Here is a 19,815-nt window from a genome sequence, read left to right as displayed (position 1 = left end):
CACCTTTAGTTGACGGTGTAATCCTGCGTCTCATGGATTTGAACCCAATCGCTGGATTGCTTCTGATAAACGAGCGAATAACCGGCCCCATCGGGCATGGACATTCTGAGTTTTGAAGCAGCCTGTCGCAAGAACGATACGACCACGACAGCCGTTTCGAACTTCGCGTCGAATACCGGCATAGCTACCTCAACCCGCAAATGGCTGATCCTCGGCTGGTCCTTCTCAACAGCGGTAACCTTGTCGCTGCTCTGGAACGCAGTCAGACGCTGTTTCCATAACGCGTCGGCTTCGGCATTCGAGCAGAAGTGATCCGGCATCTTGCCGGTCGGATCGATGAAATCAGACGGCCTTGTTGCAGTATGCGGAGAAACGGCATCCGCCAGAAGGTTCGAGCCCAGATATTGGCGGGCCAGAGTTACATCGACGGTCCTGTTGGACCATTCCGTGGTGAAAATGCACCGGGCCTGATCCGGGACATGGTCCCGAATGACCGTTTGGACGACCACGGCCGCCTCTTGCTTGATTCGCTCAATCGCTTTGTTGAGATCTCCCACGGAGCCTTCTTCCGCGGGAGACGGCGTCGGCAACATCAGCGCGAGCACGACGCCGAGGCGGACAAGCAAAGCCGATCTTTCCATTCTGCTCCCGGTCATTCGCAAGATTTGCGCCGCGCATCGGCATCAACGATGTAGTCGCGATGAGACCCGTCGGCACAGCGGTCTATCCAATCATTGCCGTATAGCATCGTCCACCCAGCCCAATAGCCCCACCATGCTGCCGCCATGAGGGTTACGGCAAAGGCGATCTTTGTCGACCTTTTCAAGGTTCTGCCTCGGGCTCGGGATGCCGCGCGCTCCAACGCAAAGCGAACGGCCGTCGCGGGAAGGGGACTTACGGCTTTTCCGCCGCCTTCGGATCGTGCTGTGTCAGTCCCTGCAAATCGGACCCATTCGAATATGGCGGGACCTGAGTCAGGTCGGGTGCCGGAACCAAGGGAGCCGACAGGCGAGGTGGGGATGGGTTCTTCCTCAGAATTTCGCCAAGCCAAGGGGGAGCTAGTTGAGCCGTAGCGTAACCCACTAAGCCGGCTACGAGGGTGAGGACGATAGAAGTCAAAGCCTTCCGGAAAAAGCTGGGTCGCTCCTGCTTGTGCGGCGGTGCAATCACCCAGGCTAAAAGCGCGAAGAATCCACATAAGAAAATCATATATCCGGTCAGGATCAGCGCCCTTTCAAGCGAGAGCCTACCCCGAAATACTTCTGCCGCGCCTAGAATAATAAGAGCAGCTACGACGCCAATGATTGCGCGAATGGCCACGGTTTTCTCCAGCGATACGCGGTGAACGCACTGGTAGACAAAAAGGCTGGGGAAAGCGTTAGCGTCGCATCGGCTGACCGCGCCCTACATGAATCTCTCAGCATTTCCGCAGCGCGTCGTGTGCCAAAAAAGCTGACCAGCCCCGCCCTTGAGCGACCCGTCTGCCCTCTGCAGTCGGCGCGCCGAGCGACTTTGGCTCGGTGAATTCGAGGGGGCGCGGCGTGACCGTTCCATCGACCGGCAGGCTTGCAGGCCGCCGGCTGGAATGCTAGTACACTTGTATACAAGAAGACGTTATCAAAACGATCTAGGGTGGATATGGAGCTTATTGCCGTCAGCGTTGCGCGGCCGCACGCGCTTAGCCTGGTTTCGGGTTCTCAGGCGGATCCTGCGCCGGGTGAGGTGAAACTGCGCGTCCGTCGAGCCGGTATCTGTGGCTCCGACATGCATATCCTTCACGGCTCCAATCCCTTTGCCCGCTATCCCCGGGTCATCGGCCATGAATTCGCTGGCGAGATCGTTGCGATCGGCGAAGGCGTCTCGGCCCTTGCCGTTGGCGACCATGTCGTTGCCGACCCTGTCGTCGCCTGCGGTCACTGCTACCCGTGCCGTCGCGGCAGACCCAATGTTTGCGCACATCTCGAGGTGATCGGCGTCCATCGCGATGGCGGCTTCAGCAGCGAAGCGATCCTTCCCGCCAAGAACGCGGTGAAGGTCTCGCGCGACCTCCCGTTCGCCGTCGCAGCGCTGGCCGAGCCCCTCGCGGTCGCCGCCAATGTGCTGGCGGCAACGGGCTGCGATGCCCAGGACACCGTGCTGGTCTATGGCGCCGGAACGGTCGGCATCACGGTCTTGCAGGTCGCCAAGCTGAAGGGCGCCCGCTGCATCGTCGTCGATATCGATGAGGCGCGTCTGGAGCGCGCCAAGGGCTTTGGCGCGGATTTGACGATCCACTCTCCCTCCAGATCCGTGCCCGAAACGGTGAAGGCCGAAATGGATGGGCTTGGCCCTTCGGTGGTGATCGACGGCGCGGGCATTCCGGCCCTGCTTGAGGAAGCCTGCCGGGTCGCCAGCCCCGCCGGGCGCATCGGGTTGCTCGGCTTTTCGCCGGCGCCCTGCAATGTCAGCCAGCAGGAGATCGTTCGTAAGGAGCTGTCGCTGTTCGGCTCACGCCTGAACCGCCGGCTCATTCCCGAGGTCATAGGCTGGCTTGAAAGCGGCCGCCTCGATCCCGCGGCCATGATCACACAAACCTTCGCTGCACGCGATGCGCGCGCAGCCTTCGATTTCGTCGAGACGCATCCCGATCGCCTGCTCAAGGTCCAACTCGCCTTCGACGAATAGCCCCCGGCCAAGCGGGGCCTCAGTTCACAAAAAAAGGGAGAGAAACAATGTTGTCCAAACGCGGAATTATGACGTCCCTCTGCGCTCTCGCGGCGGCGAGTGCGCTCAGCCTCGGCATGCTGGCCCCGGCGCAGGCGCAGAACGCGCCCGGCATCCTCCAGAGCGTGGTCCAGCGCGGCACGCTGCGCATCGCGGTGCTCGGCAGCCTGCCGCCCTATAGCCGCGTGCTGCCGACCGGCGAGGCGGAAGGTTACGATATCGACATTGCCAAGCGGCTCGCCGAAGCGCTGAAGGTCAAGCCGGAGTTCATCATCTCCGATATCCCGGCCCGCGTCACCGCGCTGCAGACCCGCAAGGCCGACGTCACCATCGCGGACTTCACCCGCAACGTCGAGCGCTCGACCTCGATCGCCTTCACCAACCCCTATCTCGTCACGACGATGCGCCTGCTGCTGCCGGCGAACAGCCCCCACAAGACCATTGCCGAGGCCAATGAGGCCGGCATCAAGGTCGCGATCTCGCGCGGCGGCACCGCCGAGCGCGCCGTGCCGCTCAACATGCCGAAGGCGCAGATCATCCGCTTCAACACCCAGGCCGACGAGCTCAATGCGGTGCTGACCGGCCAGGCCGACGCGATGGCCGAGGACAATTTCTACAACGGCAACGCGATCAAGGAGAATCCGGGCAAGCTGCGCGAGGCCGAGGGCGACCTTGCCCGCGCCGAGATCGCCATCGGGGCGCCGGCCGGCGACGCCGAGTGGCTGCGCGTGCTCAACCTCTTCGTCGACCAGTTCAATGCCTCGGGCGACAACAAGAAGCTGTTCCAGAAGTGGTTCGGCTTCGAGCAGCCGCCGATCCAGGCGAAGTACTGATACCGTGAACGAGGCGACGCCTGGCGCTTCAGCCGGGCGTCGCCGCTTCCCAAGGTGGAGCGTGCCGGCGTCGCTCGCGACGCTATCGCACAGGAAGGCCTGATCGGTGCAGCCCTATTACTTTTCGTTTCGCAGCATCTACCCCTATCTCGGCGACCTCGCGGCCGCCGCGGAGATAACCTTGCTGCTGTCGCTGCTGGCGATCGTGCTGAGCGTCGCCATCGGCTCCGGAATCGCGCTGATGCGGCGCTCGACTTCCCGGCTCCTGCGCTTCTTCGCGGGACTTTATGTCGAGGTGATGCGCAACACGCCGCTGCTGGTCATTCTCTACATCGTCTATTTCGCCCTGCCGCAGCTCGGCTTGAGACTGTCGTCCTTCAATGCCGCGCTGATCGGGCTGACCCTGAACAGCGCCGGTTACATGGCTGAGATCATCCGCGCCGGCCTCGTCGCCGTGCCATCGGGCCAGTTCGAGGCGGCCTTCTCGCAAGGCTTCACGCGGGTTCAGCTCTATCGTCACATCATCCTGCCACAGGTCTTCCGCACCATCTACGCGCCGCTCGGCAACCAGTTCATCGCCGTCATCCTCGCCTCGTCGCTGGCCTCGGCCGTGGCGGTGGAAGAGGTCGCGTCCTGGATGCAGACGGTCGGCTCGTCGTCATTCCGTTTCTTCGAGACCTTCATCATCGCGGCCGTGGTCTATCTGGTGCTCTGCCAGATCGTGAACCTCGGACGCATCGCCATCGGGCGCTGGCTGTTCCGCCAGCCGGAGGCCTATCGATGAGCGCGCAACTGCTCGCCTACACGCCGCTGCTGCTGAAGGCGGCGCTGGTCACGATCTGGCTGTCCTGGCTCGCGCTGCTGATCGGCGCGGTCGGCGGAACGCTGGTGGCGCTCGCCCGCATGTCCACCTTCCTGCCGCTGCGCTTGCTGGCGCTGCTGTTTACCGAGTTCTTCCGCTCGCTCCCGATTCTGATCGTGTTGTTCTTCGTCTTCTTCGGCGTGCCGCTGATCTTCGGGCTCGATCTCTCGCCCTTCGCGGCGACGACCATCGCGCTCGCGCTGCATGCGACCTCGACGATGTCGGAGGTCATCCGCGCCGGCCTCGAAAGCGTCGGCAAGGGCCAGTGGGAGGCTGCGCGCGCTGCCGGCATGACCTACTGGCAGATGATGCGCCACGTCATCGTGCCCCAGGCGCTGCGCGTCATTCTGCCGCCTTCGGTGGGCGTCTATATCGCGACGCTGAAGGAATCCTCGCTCGCCTCGATCATCGGCTATGTCGAGCTGACCAAGACCGGGCTCCTGATCCGCGAGACCATGGGCAGCAGCTTCGTGCCGCTGCTGCTGCTCGCGCTCATCTACTTCCTCATCAACTACGGCATCTCGCTCGGCGGGGCTGCGCTCGAACGGCGCTTCCACGTCAACACCCGCCTCATGACGGCCGGAGCAGGACAATGACCGACACCGTTCTCCAATTCGACAATGTGGTGAAGCGCTTCGGGGACAGGACGATCCTCGATGGCGTCTCGACCTCGGTGCAGTCAGGCGAGATCGTCTGCTTCATCGGCCCCTCCGGCACCGGCAAGTCGACGCTGCTGCGCTGCGTCAACGGCCTTGAGACCATCGAGGGCGGTGCCATCCGCTTCGAGGGCACGCCGGTGCAGGCCAAGCAGCGCAGCATCATCGACGTGCGCCGCCGCATCGGCATGATCTTCCAGCACTTCAATCTCTACCCGCATCTAACGGCGCTGGAGAACGTCATGCTGGCACCGGTCGTCGTCCATGGCGAGAACCGCAAGACCGTCGAGGAGCGGGCGCGCGGGCTGTTCGAAAAGGTCAGGCTCTCGCACCGGATCAACGCCTATCCGGCGCAGATGTCCGGCGGCGAGCAGCAGCGCGTCGCCATCGCCCGGGCGCTGGCCACCAATCCGCATATCCTGCTGTTCGACGAACCAACCTCGGCGCTCGACCCAGAAACGGTCGGCGAGGTGCTCGCTGTCATGCGTGATCTCGCGGAGGAGGGCCGCACCATGCTGGTCGTGACGCATGAGATCCGCTTTGCCGCCGATGTCGGAACGCGCATGGTCTTCCTGGATGGCGGCAAGATCGTCGAGGAGGGCAATCCGCGCGAGATGCTTGCCGCTCCGCGCAGCGAGCGCGCCAGGCGCTTCCTGAGCACTATCAGCAATGCCGCTCATTGATCTCTGATGGTCGTCGTCCCCAAAGCAGAGTCTCGTTGGAGCGTCTCCCAGGTCTATGACGACTTGAGCGGCCGCATTCTCAAGGGCGAATTCCGGCCGGGGGAGGCGCTCTCGGAGATCAAGATGGCGGCGCATTACGGCTTGAGCCGGACACCGATCCGCCAGGCCTTTCACCGCCTCTCCGTCGAGGGGTTGCTTTCCATCGTTCCCCAGGTCGGCAGCTTCGTCGCGCCGATTCAGCTCTCTGCCGTCCGCGATGCGCAATTCGTGCGTCAGACGGTGGAATGCCGCGCAGTCCGCAGCGCCGCGCTCGCGACGGGGGACGAGAAGGAGCGTGTGCTGAACGGCCTGTTGAAGGAGCAGGCCGGCATCATCAGCCGCCACGACCATTACGGATTCTTCAATTCCGACGAGGATCTGCATCGGGCGCTCATGCTGATCGCCGGGCATCCGCATGTCTGGGACTTCATTCTCTCGATGAAGACCCAGCTCGATCGCCTGCGCTATCTATCGCTGGAAAGCCAGGACTGGCTCGAAATGATCTTCCATCAGCATGAGCAGCTGGTGAAGTGCGTACTGGCACATGATGCCGATGGAGCGGTGGCCTTGATGGAAACCCATCTCCACAGCGCATCGCTCGCGCTGGAGAAGATCGCCGTCGATCACGCCGAGTTCTTTGAGGATTCACCTCCTCCCCCGGGCGGTACGCCGCCCAAATCCCTTTGAACGTGCCTGCCGGAGAAAGCGCGAGACCATGGAACAGACCTGGCGGTGGTGGGGCCCCAATGACATCATCCCCCTCGATCACATCCGGCAGACCGGTGCGACCGGCCTCGTGACGGCCCTGCATGAGGTTCCGGCAGGTGAAGTCTGGACGCGCGAGCAGATCCGGGCCCGTTTTGACGCCATCGCTGCCAATCCTGCGCTCGGGCTGCGTTGGAGCGTCGTCGAAAGCCTCTGGATCCATGAGCGGATCAAGCTGGCGGAAGGCGATGTCGAGCCGCTCTACGAGAATTTCCGCCAATCGATGGTCAATCTCGCCGAGGCCGGCGTCCACATCATCTGCTACAACTTCATGCCGGTACTCGACTGGGCCCGGACCGTGTTGCGGCACAGGCTGCCGAGCGGCGCCATGGCCCTGCGCTTCAACGCGCATGAGTTCGCAGCCTTCGACTGCTTCATGCTGCGGCGCGAGGGTGCGGAGATGGACGTCTCCGAAGAGGTTCTGGCGCGCGCCAAGGCCTGGTTCGACGCCTCGACGCAAGCTGACCGCGACCGCCTGCTTTCGACGATCATGGCAGGTTTGCCGGGCGCCTTCGATCGTTACGATATCGAGGGGCTGCGCGGCATGCTCAAGCGCTATCACGGCGTGGGCCGCGAGCAGCTCCGAGACAATCTCATCCGCTTCCTGAAGGCGATCATTCCCACTGCGGAGAAGGTCGGCATTCGCATGGCGATCCATCCTGATGACCCGCCGCGGTCTCTACTGGGGCTTCCCCGTATCGCCGGCTCGACGGAAGATTTGGAGGCAATCCTCACCGCCGTCGACAGCCCTTCCAACGGCTTGACCTTCTGCACTGGTTCCCTCGGTGCCAATCCGAAGAATGATCCCGTTGCTATTGCCGAGCGCTTCGCCGATCGGATCCACTTCGCGCACCTGCGCAACGTCGCCAACGATCCCGACGGATCCTTCATGGAAGCCGATCACCTCGGTGGCGATACCAACATGGTCGCGGTCGTTCGTGTCCTGCTTCGCGAGCAGGCCAGGCGCAAGGCCGCCGGGCGAGCCGACTGGCGCATCCCGTTCCGCTCCGACCACGGTCACGAACTGCTCGACGACATCGGCAAGCCAACCTTTCCCGGCTATCCGGCGATTGGCCGCCTGCGTGGCCTGGCCGAGTTGCGGGGCGTGATGACGGCGCTGGCCGACGAGCATGGGTGGCCGTTGTGAGCGCGACCGGGAAGGTCCTTGTCGGCAAGACCGCCTGGGTGACGGGTGCCGCCAGTGGCATCGGGGAGGCCACGGCGCTCGCCCTGAGCCGTGCCGGCGCGACGGTCGCGCTGACCGGGCGCCGCTCGGAACCGCTGGAGCAGCTCGCCGCCCGGATCGCGGGCGAAGGCGGCGAAGCGATCGTCGCCCCCGCCGACGTGGCCGATGTCGCAGCCATTGAGAGGTCCCTGGCGCTGCTCGCCGGCCGTTCGCTCGACATATTGGTCAGCAATGCCGGCACCAACATTCCCGACCGTTCCTGGTCCAAGCTGACCGCGGATTCGGTCGACCTGCTGCTCGACGCCAATCTGCGCGGCGCGCTCCAGCTCTCGCGGGCAGTGCTGCCGATCATGCAGGCGCAGGGCGGCGGCGTGCTCATCCATATCGGCTCGCTGGCAGCCCATGTCCTGAGCGCTGGGCCCGGCCCGGTCTATACGGCTGCCAAGAGCGGCGTTGTCGCCATGAGCCACGCGATCAATATCGAGCATGGCGTGCACGGCATCCGCTCCTGCGTGCTCTCACCGGGCGACACGCTGACACCCCTGATGGACAAGAGGCCAGTCAAGATGAGCGATGAGGTGCGGGCACGGATGCTTCGCCCCGAGGACATCGCCGGCCTTGTGCTGCACGTCGCGACGCTGCCGCGTCATGTCTGCGTGAACGAGATCATCGTGACGCCAACATCGCTTGTCTGAGATCCACGCAGCGCGTGGCGGCCGACATGATAGGCAGCAACGCGCTGGGGAGGTGTGGGCAAATCGATCGCATTCGATCCGGCGGATTTGCGATCGCAGGGCCGCTCATATCGGGCGACGGTTGGGGTTGCGGTTGCACGCCAAGTCAAAGACCCAAGCCGGCAACGCCATGAGACATCAGGCAGCAGGCAACTGTTCGATGGCATGCTGTGTCAGCCATTCCGCGGGCAAGGTTTCCCAAAGAGCCTGCCGGATGATCGCGGCCAGATGCGCGGTCAAAGGGCCGGGGTCTTTTCCGGCTCGAAAGAGCGCCAGGCCGAGTGACGGCAAGTCCGGCAGGCCGTGAGATCGCGGCTCAAGCTGCCGGATGGATTGCGGTTGTCCAATCGGCGTGCGCAAGGCGATGCCCAGTCCAGCAGCGGTGGCCGCCCAAAGTCCAGCGAGGCTCGGGCTGACAAAGGCGATACGCCAGGCAAGGCCCTGCCTGTCGAGATGCTCGCAGGCGATGGTGCGCAGGAGGCACGGCGCTTCCAGGGCAGCAAGCGGCAGGGGTTCACGGCCATCTGGGTGCCATACACGCTCACGGTCTGCCGCACCCAGCCAGCATAGCGGTACGGTGGCGATCCGATCGGCGCTGACGGACGGGGAGCCATCGTCCCAGGCAAGCGCGAGATCGAGATGCCCTGAGGCGATCCTGTCCTTGAGTTCGCTGTTGCGCGCGATCCGTCCCTCGATCCTGACTTTGGGATGGGCGCGCGCGAAGCGACCGAGCACCTGCGGCAGAACGGTTTCACCGAAATCCTCTTGAAGTCCGAACCTGATCCAGCCCTCCAGTTCCACGCCCCGTACCGCGCTCATCGCCTCGTCGTTGAGGTCGAGCAGTCGCCTTGCATAGGACAGAAGCACTTCGCCGCTATCGGTCAGGGTCAGTCCGCGTCCCGATTTGCGCACCAACGTCACGCCAGCCTGCTCTTCGAGCTTCTTGAGCTGTGCGCTGACCGCCGAGGTCGACCGGCCCAGCCGGGCGGCCGCCTGGGCAAAGGACCCTGCCTCCATGCCGACGCTGAAGCTGCGCAGGGCGTCCATGTCCAGATTGGTAAGGCGCACGCCATTCGTCCCATTTAGCAGGATTGTCGGTCCCGAATAATTTGATTTTCAGGATTATACTGCTGTCCGATACTGCGCATGTCAATCGCCTCACGGAGTCTGCCATGCCCTTCACCCGAGTATCCCTGCTGGCGGGAAAATCTTCCCAATACATTTCCGCCGTTTCCGACAGTCTCGACCGCGCCTTTGTCGAATGTTTCGAAGTGCCGGAAAATGATCGTTTCGCGGTGTTCCACACGCATCAACGCGGCGAGCTTGTATTCGACCGCACATATCGTGGCGGACCGCGTTCCGATGACTATATGGTCTTTCACATCACCACGGGAAAGGACCGATCTCCGGAAACCAAGGCGCGGTTTTATCGCCGCCTGGTCGACAACTTGGCCAAAGCGCCGGGTGTCAGGCCGGAGGACGTGATGGTTGTGATCGCCAACTCGACCCCGGAGGATTGGTCTTTTGCGTCCGGCATTTCAGCCGCCGCGCCGGCTCAGGATGGCGGTCGATGAGCAATCCATTCGACATGGCGACCGCCTGCCCGCAGGCCATGACGATCATGCGCGACGGCGTGGGAATCACGTCCGCGCCGGAGGGGATAGCAAGCGGCCCGTTCCGCGTGCAGATGCTGCTTTCAAGCAGGGCCGAGGGCGAGATGACGGCGATGCGCGCCTTCGTCGACCCAGGTGTCGTCACCCATTGGCACAGCCATCCGCGTGGACAGCTCTTGTTTGTGCTGGACGGCGCTGGTCTCGTTCAACGCGACGGCGGCGATGTCATCGAAGTCTGCGCGGGCGACTGCATCTGGTTTGCGCCCGGTGAACGCCACTGGCACGGCGCGCGCCCGGCCAGCCCGTTCGGTTACATCAGCGTCCAGCAGGTGAAGGACGCAACGGCTGTCCACTGGATGGAACCGGTCGCGCCTGGAGCCGGATGATTTCAGACGGGATCACAAATGATCCAGTCTGAAATCTGAATCCGTCTCTCATCTAAGAGTGAGAGCAGGATCGATGCGAAAAACCGGTGCCCACTTTTTCGCATCCTGCTCTGGGAGGAATGCTCATGATCGCAATGCAGTATAGCTTCGTCCTGCCGGCCGACTACGACATGACGGTCATCGACCGGCGCATCCGCGACAAGGGTCCGTTGCTCGACGGTTTTCCACGCCTGCGGTTCAAGGCGTATCTCTCTGCCCGCAAGCACGACAACGGCTTCACCAGCGCGGACAATCTTTATGCGCCGTTCTACCTCTGGGATCAGCCGGAAGGGCTCGACGCGTTTTTGACCGGTCCTGGCTTTGCCGCTGTGTCGCGGGATTTCGGATGGCCAATGGTGCGGACATGGGTGGTCTGGCACGCCGCACTCGAGCCCGACCTCGGCGAAGCGCGCTTCGCGACCCGCGAGATCCTGCCGATCCTGCCTCATTCCGATCTGGCGTCATTGCGAACCGACGCCGTTACTGACGCACAAGCGGCGGTTCGCGGTGGCGCGCTCGCGGCTGTTGCGGCGTTCGATCCAACTGGCTGGACATGGGTAAAATTCCGGCTTTGGCGCGCCCTGCCGAAAGGGCGACAGCAGGGGGCCAAAGACCTCCAGACCTATGAGGTCGGACATATGTCCTTGCCCTGATCGCGGCGGCGCCGAATGTCGGGAACCCGATGGGGCCGCGCTAGACCTTGTTCAGTCCGTCAGCATGACTGATGTCCGTGGTCGCAAGCTGGGGAGATGGGCTCACCTTGCGCGCCATTTCAGAGCCGATGGGTGGCCGCATCTGCGGCTTTCCGTGCTTCGTCAATAAGGGTGCGGGTAGGAACGAGCATACGGTGAGTGTCCTCCTGATCAAATTGCAGGAAGGAGCGCTGCCCGTAGTAATCAATCAGCCAAGGCTCTGCCGCGCGAAGTTTGACCGCTGGAAATGCAACTTGATCGGCTAAAGCTACCGCCCTCTGCAACGCGTCAGCCAGCATCAGTGATCCGAGCTTTCGCCGTTGCATCTGTTTGCCCACCGCCAAATACCCTATGCCAAGGGCGGGAAACGGTTCAGTTAAGCGAACCCCTGCAATCGGTTTTGGTCGGCGAACTGTCACAACCTCCATAAGCAACGAGTAGATCGCTACCGGCTGCTCCAGCTCATCCATGTATGCGCAGTACACCCTGCGGCGCCCATCAAGGTGCTCGTCATATGCCGCGCGCTCAACCCAGTCGTCGATTTCTGGGTGGCCGCAAAACTGAATGAGCCGACCCGGCTTTCGCCGGATCGGCTCAATGGAAATTTTGGAAAGATCGAAAGCGTCCTCGTCAGCCACGCTTCGACTGATATTCTTTGTGGACGCGGAACAAGTCGGCGAGCTTGGAGGGCGCGTCCTTGCGCAGCTCATAAATTTGGTCGAATGCCTTCCACGCGCTATCGCGGGAACCGGCGCTGACAAATCGCCCTGACGCCTGATCGCGAACTGCACCAGGATCGTTGATTTTTTTCACCGGAGCCATTGTCGCCTCTCTGTCGCGATGCGCTTCAAAAAAGCGTTCGAAAATTTCATCCGAATTTTCAATCGCAACCTAATTTGGAAATTCCAAATTAGGTGTCAACGTCACGATATCGCATAACGAAAAAAAGCGGCGAAAAAAATTCGCCGATTAATCGGACGAAGGTTAAGCGCAATCCGAAAGCGCGAAACAAGCGCATGAAATTTAGCAGCAATTTCGTCTGCAATCTGCGCAGCAGCATCGGCCTGACGAATGCGGCAAATCCAATTCGGATTGCTGCACAGTGATGTCGGGATAATTCAAGCTCCACTGAGTGCGGCTCGAGAGGAATTTGAAATAGGCATGGACGATTATCCGCCCGAATTCACTCTGTCTCCGCCACTTTCTCGATTTCACGCTAGTTCGCTTCGCTCACGGCTCCCGTGGGGCGGCCTGAAGTGGCTCTACAACCGCTTCAGCACATAGCCGGCCGCCTCGCGGTCCCAGGTATCGGCTGTGACGCCGCGCTCGCGCAGCGTGAATTTCTGGACCTTGCCGTTCTCGGTCGCAGGCAATGCCTCGACGAAGTCGATGAAGCGCGGCACGGCGAAATAGGCCAGGCGCGGCTCGCAATAGCGGGTGAGGTCGAGCGCGTTCAGGCTGCTGCCCGGCTGCCGCACGATCGCGGCCATGACCTCGTCCTCGCCGAGTTCCGAACGTACGGGGAAGACTGCGGCGGTTGCGACCTCGGGATGGCCGAGCAGCACCTGTTCGACCTCGAAGGAGGAGATGTTCTCGCCGCGCCGCCGGATTGCGTCCTTGAGCCGGTCGACGAAGCGGAACATGCCGTCGGGCTCGCGCAGCACGCGGTCGCCCGTGTGGAACCAGAGATTGCGCCAGGCCTCGACGGTCTTCTCAGGGCTGCCGAAATAGCCGGTGGCGAAGGCGAAGGGCTCCTGCGAGCGCAGCACGAGCTCGCCGGGCTCGCCATCGGGCAATTCAGTGTCGTCCTCATCGACGATCCTGGCCTCGAAGCCGGGAAAGACCGGCCCCATGCAGCCCGGCCTCTGCCGGTCGAGGCCCGCCCCGATGACGAAATTGGTCTCGGTCGAGCCGTAGCCTTCGAGCAGGCCGATGCCGGTGCGAGCCTTGAACTCGCCATGGACCTGGGCCGGGACGCCGGGCGCGAGCGCGATCCGCACCTTGTGCCGGCGCTCGGCTTCGGAAGGCGGCCGCGACAGCAGGATCGGCACCATCGCGCCGAGCAGATAGGTCACCGTCGCCTGCCGCTCGACCAGGGTCGACCAGAAGCCGGACGCGGAAAAGCGCGCCTCGTAACTGACGCTCGCGCCATGGAGCAGCGCCTGGAACAGCGTGTTGAGCGCATTGGTGTGGAACAGCGGCAAGGTCGTACACAGCACGTCGTCCTCGGTCACGCCCAGCAAGGCGCCGGTGTTGATGCCCCACCAGAAGAATTGCGCATGCGGACAGCAGACGCCCTTGGCGGGACCGGTCGTCCCCGAGGTGTAGAGAATAGCGTAGGTGTCGCCGGGCCGAACCGTTGCTGGAGCTTTCGCCTCGCCGCCGCGCGGCATCGGCCGGGCCATGCCGGGGGCGGGCTCGGCCGGCTCGCCGATCATCCAGATCTGCGCGAGCGGGAGCGAGGGCAGGTCGATCGCATCGAGCGCGGGCAGGAAATCCGCCTGGATCGCCAGCAGCCGCGCTCCGGAATTCGCCAGGACATGGCGCAGCTGCTGCCCGCGCGAGGCCGTGTTGATCGGCACGATCACGGCGCCGAGCCAGCCGCAACCCAGCAGGAGCGTGATGAATTCCTGCCGGTTCGAGCACATCACCGCGACGCGGTCTCCGCTCACGATTCCAGCGCTGGCGAGGAGGCCGGCTGCCTTTGCGGCCAGCTCCGGCGCTTCAGCAAAGCTGAGCGTGGTTTCGCCGATGCGCAGCAATGTCCTGGAGCCGAACCGCGCGGCCTGCCGCTGCAGGATCTGCACCATGCTGCGCTCGCTCGCTGGGAACAACGCGGTCTGAGGCAGCCGCTCCATGGTGTCCGTCGCGTTCATGGGGTCCCTCTATCCATCGGCACGATGCCCATCGAGATCGGCACAGCCTGCGTCGGACAATCACGATGCGGTTTCAACGGCGGTCCATCCGAGATCACGCGAGGCTAGACCGTCAGCTGCCCGATGCTCGCGCCACCGCAGACATAGAGCGTCTGCCCGGTCACGAAGCCGGCTTCGCGGCCGGCGAAGAAGGCGACCGCATTGGCGACGTCCTGCGGCGCGCCCAGCCGGCGCACGGGGATGGCGCGCGCCAGCGCCGCCTCCTGCTCGCTGCCGGCGGGAACGACGCCGTGGAACATCTGCGTGCCGGCAATCGGCCCCGGCGCGATCATGTTGACGGTGATCCCGTCGGGCGCCAGCTCCAGCGCCCAGGTTCGCCCCAGGCCGATCAGGCCGGCCTTGGTCGCGGCATAGGCGCCACGCGTCGCGGCACCAAGTGCGGCGCGCGAGGACATCAGGATCACGCGGCCAAAGCGCCGCTCCCTCATGCCGGGCAACACCGCCTTGAGCAGGGTCAGCGCTGCGCCGAAATGCAGCTGGGCGAGGTCGGTGAAGTCACCGGGAGGCGTGGCCTCGATCAGGTTGGGCCTGATCACGCCGGCATTATGGATGAGATGCGTCACGGCATGCTGCGTGGCGACCGCGGTCGCGACGGAGGCCGTCGCCTCGGCGTCGAACAGATCGACCTGCCGGTGAACCAGCCGCTCATCCGCCCAATCCGGCGCGTTGCGATCGAGCACGATGACCTGCATGCCGCGCGCCAGCAAGGTCCGGCTGATCGCGGCCCCGATGCCGGCGCTGCCGCCGGTGACGATCGCGACCTCGCTCATCGTGAGGCGCCTTTGCCGGGAACCAGCGCCAGCACCCTGAGCGGGCTGCCCGAACCTTGCCGGATCTTGAGCGGGGCGGCGAAGATCACCGCCCCCTTCGGCGGTAATTGGTCGAGATGGGTCAGGCATTGCAGCCCGTAGCGGCCCTTGCCGTGCATGTAGAAATGCGCGGGGTAGGGCGGGTTGAAATGATGCGCCTGTCCGGCGTCGGTGCCGATCGTCTCGGTGCCGAAGCCGTGCACGTCGCGCGCCTCGACCAGCCATTCGACCACTTCGGGGCCGGGGCCTGGCGTATGGGCGCCGTCATCGCGCAGGCCGGCATAATCGGCGAAGGATTTTTTCGACCAGTCGGTCCGCAGCAGCACCCAACTGCCGGGATCGATGCGGCCATGCACCGCCTCCCAGGCTTCGACGAAGGCGATGGTCAGGACGAAATCGGGGTCGGCGGCCGCTTCCACTGAGCAGTCGAGCACCACGGCGGGCGCGATGAACTTTTCCGGGGGAATCGTATCGACGGCGTTGTCCGGCAGGTCCTTGCCGGAAACCCAATGGATCGGCGCGTCGAAATGCGTGCCGGTATGTTCGCCGACGGTGAAGTTGTTCCAGTACCAGGCCGGCCCGCGCGCATCGTAGCGCGAGACCTCTTCCAGCCGGAACGGCGCGCATTGGCCGAATTCCGGCGGCAGCACGATGGTCGGGAAGTCCGGCGTCAGGGTCTGGGTCAGGTCGACGACACGGATCGCGCCGGAGGAGACGGCCTGGGCGAAGGCGAGAAGGTCGGGCGCGGCCATGGTGGCTCTCCTCGGGGATCGGGTGCGGTCAGGCGCCGCCGAGCTCGCGCTCGAGCGCCTTTGGGTTGTTGGCGAGCCGCTCGCGGATGTCCTGCGCGACGTCGCCGACGAAGACATCCTCGACGCCCTGCCGGAGCGCGGCGACCACGGCCTTGGCCAGCGCGGTGGGCGCGAGTTTGGGCGGCGGCACGGTCTGGAACCATTCGGTCTCCAGCGGCCCGAAGAAGGCGTTGACGACCTTGACGCCGCCGGGGCGCAACTCGGCGCGCAGGCATTGCGCGGCCGACAGGCAGGCGGCCTCGACAGCCGAGCTAGCGCCATAGGCTGGCCAGTTCATCAGCGCATGGACCGAGAGCAGGTTGACGAAGGCGGCGGCGGAATTGGCGCCGTCGGCCCCGCGAAAGCGCAGCGCCGGCCCAAAGGCCTGGGCGAGCCGCATCAGGCCGAAATAGCGGATATCCATCTCGTCGCGCGCCACGTTGAGCCCGCCGCGCTCGATGATGCCGCCAGCGCGGACATGCTCGGCCGTGTTGACGACGATGTCGATGCGCCCGCCATTCTGCCCCGCCAGCTCCGTGACGGAGGTCGTATCGGTCACGTCGAGCGGGACGATCTCGACGCGCTCGATCGCCGCCAGAGCCGCCATGCCGGGATAGGGTTTCCAGGGATCTGCGATGCCGACGAAGACGATGGCGGCGCCGGCCTCCGAGAAGGCCTTCGCCATCGCCTGGCCCACAGTGTTGCGCCCATCGGTGATCAGGACGCGGCGGAATTTGGGATCGCAGGTCATTTCGCGCAGGATCGGGTCGGCTTCCATATCGGGCGTCTCCTCTGCCGGCAGCGCGAGCACCACGGCCGAGCCGCTCTTGTCGAGCTTCAGGGCGAGCTTCACGCGCTCGCCTTCGACGGTGTCGCCGTGAAGATGGGCCACGACCATCGGCCCCGCATTGAGCTGCACGGTGCCGACACGCCAGGGCGTGCGCTCGCGAAAATAGGGATCGGTCGAGATCCGCACGGTGGTCTCGACGATCAATCGTCCGCTGGGGTCGACATCCCTGAAGGGCAGCCGCAGGGAGAGGCAATGCGGGCAGGCATCGCGCGGCGGATAGAGCACCTTCGCGCAATCCTCGCAGACCTGGAGTGCGAAGCGGCCCTCGGCGGCGGCAGCCGTCAACCCATGGGCAGTGCGGCTGCGCTGGCCGTGCGGCAGCAAGGGCAGGCGCGTGCGCGCCAGCGGGTTCTTGCGCTTGGGGCGGGATAAGGGCGCGCTCATGCCGAACGCGCCAGGATGGTGGCGCAGGAGGAGAGGCCGCGATCATAGTTGATCATGCCGAAGCCGGAGACGAGGCCGATCCTGGCGTCGGCCACCTGTGTCCCCAACGCTGTCCCGGTCAATTGCCGGAGCGCCTCGACCAGCCCGAGATAGCCGCCGGCCGCGCCCGCCTGGCCGACCGAGAGCTGCCCGCCGCTGGTATTGTGCGGGAAGCTACCGTCATTGCTCAGGCTGTGGCTGCGCACGAAATCCGGTCCTTCGCCCTTGCCGCAGAAGCCGAGATCCTCGAATTGCAGCATCGAGATCACGGGATAGTCGTCATAGGTCTCGACAAAGTCGATGTCGTCGGGTGCGATGCCCGCCATCGCCCAGAATTCGTCGACATCCATCGCCCAGCCGCCCCGGATCTGGATGGGGTCCTCGGGGAAGGCGTTGTGCCGCTCGATCGTCGAGAGAATGCGCACGCCGGTCAAACCCAGCGAGCGCGCCGTATCCTCGCGGCAGACCAGGAAGGCCTCGGCGCCGGCGCAGGGCATGACGCAATCGAAGAGATGGATCGGGTCGGCGATCGGCCGGGCCGCCATATAGGCCTCCAGCGTCAGTTTCTGCTTCATCAGCGCATGCGGCACGGCAAGCGCATTGTCGCGCTGGGCGATGCAGATCTTGCCGAAATCCTCCCGCCTCGCCCCGAAGCGGTTCATGTAGTTCTTGGTGATCAGCGCGAAGCTGGCATTGGGCCCACCCGAACCATAGGGGTAGACCGCGTCCTGGGCGAAGCGGGAGAAGGTCGAGAGCGTCTTGCGGAAGGAATCGACATGGTTGGTGTCGGCGCCGACGCAGGCGACGACATCGGCATCGCCCGCCTGTACGGCACGCGCCGCCCGCCGCAGCGCCACGACCGCGCTGGCGCCGCCGAGCGGGATATGGTCGAGCCAGCGCGGCGAGAGGCCCAGATGCTGCGTCAGGCCGATGGCGGTGTCGGGGCCGGCGGTGAAGCTCGACAGCGAGAAGCCGTCGAGATCGCTTGGCCGCAGGCCGGCCCGCGTGACGAGCTCGTGCAGGGCGCGGCCGATCCACCAGGCCGCGCTCTCCGTCGAGAAGCGGCGATAGGGCACGGTGACCGGCAGGCAGGCGACCACGCCATCATAGGAGCGCCGCGTGGATGAGGTTGTTGCCATCAGGCCGCCACCCGCTTCTTCAGCGCGCGGGTATCGATACAGGACGGGGTACCCAGCGAGGCTTCGACCAATTCCTTCAGCCCGCCGCGCTGGATCTTCTGGGTCGAGGTCAGCGGCACGGCCGGCACGAAGGCGACATAGCCCGGCGCCTTGTAATAGGCGAGGCGCGACAGACACCAGCTGACGATGTCGGCGGCGAGCGCGGCATCCGCAGCCTGGTCGGGACCAAGGACTTGGTCGTGTTCAAGGACTTGGCCAGGCTCGAGCACGATACAGGCGAACACCTCGTCGCCACGCACCGGGTCGGGCGTCGCCGCCACCGCGACCTGCCGGACCGCCGGATGCTGCATCAGCACGCTCTCAACCTCGACGGCGGAGATGTTCTCGCCGGAGCGGCGGATGACGTTCTTCTTGCGGTCGATGAAATGCAGCGAGCCGTCAGCGCCGCGCCGGACGACGTCGCCGGTATGGAACCAGCCGCCGGCCCAGGCCTGCGCCGTCGCCTCGGGATCCTTGAGGTATTCGCGGAAGAAGCCGTAGCGTGGCTCAGGCCCGGCGTGGCGCACCAGCAATTCGCCGGGTTGATCGATCCCAGCCTCCGCGCCGGTCTCGGTGACGACGCACGCCTCGACCTCGCTGCCGGGCCGGCCGAAGCAGCGCTCGCCGATATGGCGCGGCTCCTGGGAGGCGACGATCACGGCGCCGGCCCCGGTCTCGGTCATCGCCCAGGCCTCGATCAGCGGAAAGCCGAAACGCTGCTCGAACGGCTCATGCAACGCCTGGTCGACGCCCGCGCCGAAACCGAAACGAACCGAGTGAGCCGTGTCCTGCGGGCTCTCGGTGGCGCTCATCAGCATTGGCGGCATCACGCCGAGATAATGCACGATGGTCGCGCCGCTCTCGCGCACGCTGTCCCACCAGCTGCGCGGATGGAAGCGGTCGAGCGCGATCAGGCAGCCGCCCGTCGTCACCATCGCCATCGCGGAATAGGCCATCGCGTTCATGTGGAAGACCGGCAATGGCGTCAGCATCCGCTCCGCACCCTGCGCCATGGCGATGAGGCCGCTGATCCCGGCATACCAGTGGCCGGCATAGAGGAAATATTCGTTCGGCAGCACGCAGCCCTTGGGCCGACCGGTGGTGCCGGAGGTGTAGAGTAGGGCGCATTCGCTGTCCCGGTCCGGCGGGCCGGCTTTCGGCGCAGGCGCGCTGATCGGGGCGGGCGCGTCGTCGGGCCCGAAAACCTGGATCGCTCGCCCGATCGCCTGCGCGGCAGCAGCGATATCGCCGTGGCGTGACGCGATGGCGAGCGCCGCCACGATCCCGGAATGCCCGATCAGATATTCGAGCTCGGCTGCGCGCATGTCCGGATTGATCGGAACAAGCGAGACGCCGAGCCCATTCAGCGCAAACCAGTGCAGGAAGAAGGCCGGCCGGTTCTCGAGCAGGATGCCGAGGCGGTGGCCATGGCCGTAGCCGGCCCGGCCATAAGCCTCGCGCAGCCGCGTGATCGCCTGATCCGCCTGCCCATAGCCGAGGTCGCCGGCTGCAATGCCGTAGGCCCGCGCCGTTTCCGGTAGCACGCGCAGGAAAGGCTTCTGCGCATGCCGCGCCGCAGCGTCCGCGAAAGCGGCGAAGACGGTGTCGGGGCCCGCCGGCAATTGCGTCGTCATCGC

Annotated in this window: 21 protein-coding genes; 11 read left to right on the top strand and 10 right to left on the bottom strand. The window is 64.6% G+C overall.

From position 1 onward, the window contains the following. Positions 1-5: 5 nt before the first annotated feature. Complete coding sequence (locus tag RMR04_RS18425) at positions 6-626, bottom strand: hypothetical protein (RefSeq protein WP_311909783.1); 621 nt, start codon at positions 624-626, stop codon at positions 6-8. A 940-nt stretch (positions 627-1,566) separates the two neighbouring features. Between RMR04_RS18425 and RMR04_RS18420 the strand changes: the two genes are divergently transcribed. The 8 genes from RMR04_RS18420 to RMR04_RS18385 all read left to right on the top strand — a co-directional run bounded on the left by RMR04_RS18420 (position 1,567) and on the right by RMR04_RS18385 (position 8,422). Next, entirely contained in the window at positions 1,567-2,664 is a 1,098-nt protein-coding gene (locus RMR04_RS18420) for a Zn-dependent oxidoreductase (RefSeq protein WP_311909782.1), read from the top strand. 68 nt (positions 2,665-2,732) lie between these two features. Then, a complete protein-coding gene (locus RMR04_RS18415) occupies positions 2,733-3,536 on the top strand; it encodes a transporter substrate-binding domain-containing protein (RefSeq protein WP_311909781.1) in 804 nt (267 codons plus the stop codon). A gap of 106 nt (positions 3,537-3,642) precedes the next feature. Next, positions 3,643-4,320, top strand: a complete 678-nt coding sequence (locus tag RMR04_RS18410; protein ID WP_311909780.1) for an amino acid ABC transporter permease — start codon at positions 3,643-3,645, stop codon at positions 4,318-4,320. Next, a complete protein-coding gene (locus tag RMR04_RS18405; RefSeq protein ID WP_311909779.1) occupies positions 4,317-4,994 on the top strand; it encodes an amino acid ABC transporter permease in 678 nt (225 codons plus the stop codon). The genes RMR04_RS18410 and RMR04_RS18405 overlap by 4 nt, the downstream gene beginning before the upstream one ends. After that, the gene (locus RMR04_RS18400) at positions 4,991-5,737 is read left to right on the top strand and encodes an amino acid ABC transporter ATP-binding protein (RefSeq protein WP_311909778.1); all 747 of its coding nucleotides are present in this window, start codon (positions 4,991-4,993) and stop codon (positions 5,735-5,737) included. The genes RMR04_RS18405 and RMR04_RS18400 overlap by 4 nt, the downstream gene beginning before the upstream one ends. A gap of 6 nt (positions 5,738-5,743) precedes the next feature. Beyond that, positions 5,744-6,463, top strand: a complete 720-nt coding sequence (locus tag RMR04_RS18395) for a GntR family transcriptional regulator (RefSeq protein ID WP_311909777.1) — start codon at positions 5,744-5,746, stop codon at positions 6,461-6,463. Between the two features lie 28 nt (positions 6,464-6,491). Further along, a complete protein-coding gene (gene uxuA, locus RMR04_RS18390; RefSeq protein WP_311909776.1) occupies positions 6,492-7,688 on the top strand; it encodes a mannonate dehydratase in 1,197 nt (398 codons plus the stop codon). Beyond that, complete coding sequence (locus RMR04_RS18385; protein WP_311909775.1) at positions 7,676-8,422, top strand: SDR family oxidoreductase; 747 nt, start codon at positions 7,676-7,678, stop codon at positions 8,420-8,422. Before uxuA ends, RMR04_RS18385 begins: the two co-directional genes overlap by 13 nt. 177 nt (positions 8,423-8,599) lie before the next feature. On the opposite strand, the gene RMR04_RS18380 is transcribed toward RMR04_RS18385, so the two are convergent. Then, complete coding sequence (locus tag RMR04_RS18380; protein WP_311909774.1) at positions 8,600-9,529, bottom strand: LysR substrate-binding domain-containing protein; 930 nt, start codon at positions 9,527-9,529, stop codon at positions 8,600-8,602. Between the two features lie 104 nt (positions 9,530-9,633). Between RMR04_RS18380 and RMR04_RS18375 the strand changes: the two genes are divergently transcribed. The 3 genes from RMR04_RS18375 (at position 9,634) to RMR04_RS18365 (ending at position 11,152) form a co-directional block, all read left to right on the top strand. After that, positions 9,634-10,035: a tautomerase family protein gene (locus tag RMR04_RS18375; RefSeq protein ID WP_311909773.1), complete on the top strand. Its 402-nt coding sequence runs from the start codon at positions 9,634-9,636 to the stop codon at positions 10,033-10,035. After that, entirely contained in the window at positions 10,032-10,460 is a 429-nt protein-coding gene (locus RMR04_RS18370) for a cupin domain-containing protein (protein ID WP_311909772.1), read from the top strand. Before RMR04_RS18375 ends, RMR04_RS18370 begins: the two co-directional genes overlap by 4 nt. Positions 10,461-10,585: 125 nt before the next feature. Then, positions 10,586-11,152, top strand: coding sequence for a DUF4865 family protein (locus RMR04_RS18365; protein WP_311915881.1), 567 nt, complete (start codon positions 10,586-10,588; stop codon positions 11,150-11,152). 119 nt (positions 11,153-11,271) lie between these two features. Here RMR04_RS18365 and RMR04_RS18360 read toward each other — a convergent pair whose 3' ends face one another. The 8 genes from RMR04_RS18360 to RMR04_RS18325 form a co-directional block, all read right to left on the bottom strand. Beyond that, complete coding sequence (locus RMR04_RS18360) at positions 11,272-11,829, bottom strand: hypothetical protein (protein ID WP_311909771.1); 558 nt, start codon at positions 11,827-11,829, stop codon at positions 11,272-11,274. Then, positions 11,822-12,013, bottom strand: a complete 192-nt coding sequence (locus RMR04_RS18355; RefSeq protein ID WP_311909770.1) for a hypothetical protein — start codon at positions 12,011-12,013, stop codon at positions 11,822-11,824. Before RMR04_RS18355 ends, RMR04_RS18360 begins: the two co-directional genes overlap by 8 nt. A gap of 440 nt (positions 12,014-12,453) precedes the next feature. After that, positions 12,454-14,067, bottom strand: a complete 1,614-nt coding sequence (locus RMR04_RS18350) for an ATP-dependent acyl-CoA ligase (RefSeq protein WP_311909769.1) — start codon at positions 14,065-14,067, stop codon at positions 12,454-12,456. 104 nt (positions 14,068-14,171) lie between these two features. Continuing rightward, complete coding sequence (locus tag RMR04_RS18345) at positions 14,172-14,897, bottom strand: SDR family NAD(P)-dependent oxidoreductase (protein ID WP_311909768.1); 726 nt, start codon at positions 14,895-14,897, stop codon at positions 14,172-14,174. Further along, the gene (locus RMR04_RS18340; RefSeq protein WP_311909767.1) at positions 14,894-15,688 is read right to left on the bottom strand and encodes a cyclase family protein; all 795 of its coding nucleotides are present in this window, start codon (positions 15,686-15,688) and stop codon (positions 14,894-14,896) included. Before RMR04_RS18340 ends, RMR04_RS18345 begins: the two co-directional genes overlap by 4 nt. 28 nt (positions 15,689-15,716) lie before the next feature. Continuing rightward, positions 15,717-16,961, bottom strand: a complete 1,245-nt coding sequence (locus RMR04_RS18335; protein ID WP_311909766.1) for an SDR family oxidoreductase — start codon at positions 16,959-16,961, stop codon at positions 15,717-15,719. After that, complete coding sequence (locus RMR04_RS18330; protein WP_311909765.1) at positions 16,958-18,139, bottom strand: thiolase family protein; 1,182 nt, start codon at positions 18,137-18,139, stop codon at positions 16,958-16,960. Before RMR04_RS18330 ends, RMR04_RS18335 begins: the two co-directional genes overlap by 4 nt. Further along, positions 18,139-19,812, bottom strand: a complete 1,674-nt coding sequence (locus RMR04_RS18325) for an AMP-binding protein (protein ID WP_311909764.1) — start codon at positions 19,810-19,812, stop codon at positions 18,139-18,141. Before RMR04_RS18325 ends, RMR04_RS18330 begins: the two co-directional genes overlap by 1 nt. Positions 19,813-19,815 lie beyond the last annotated feature (3 nt).

The organism is Bosea sp. 685, assembly GCF_031884435.1.
GTDB lineage: Bacteria > Pseudomonadota > Alphaproteobacteria > Rhizobiales > Beijerinckiaceae > Allobosea.
This window is presented reverse-complemented; position numbering and strand designations above follow the sequence as displayed.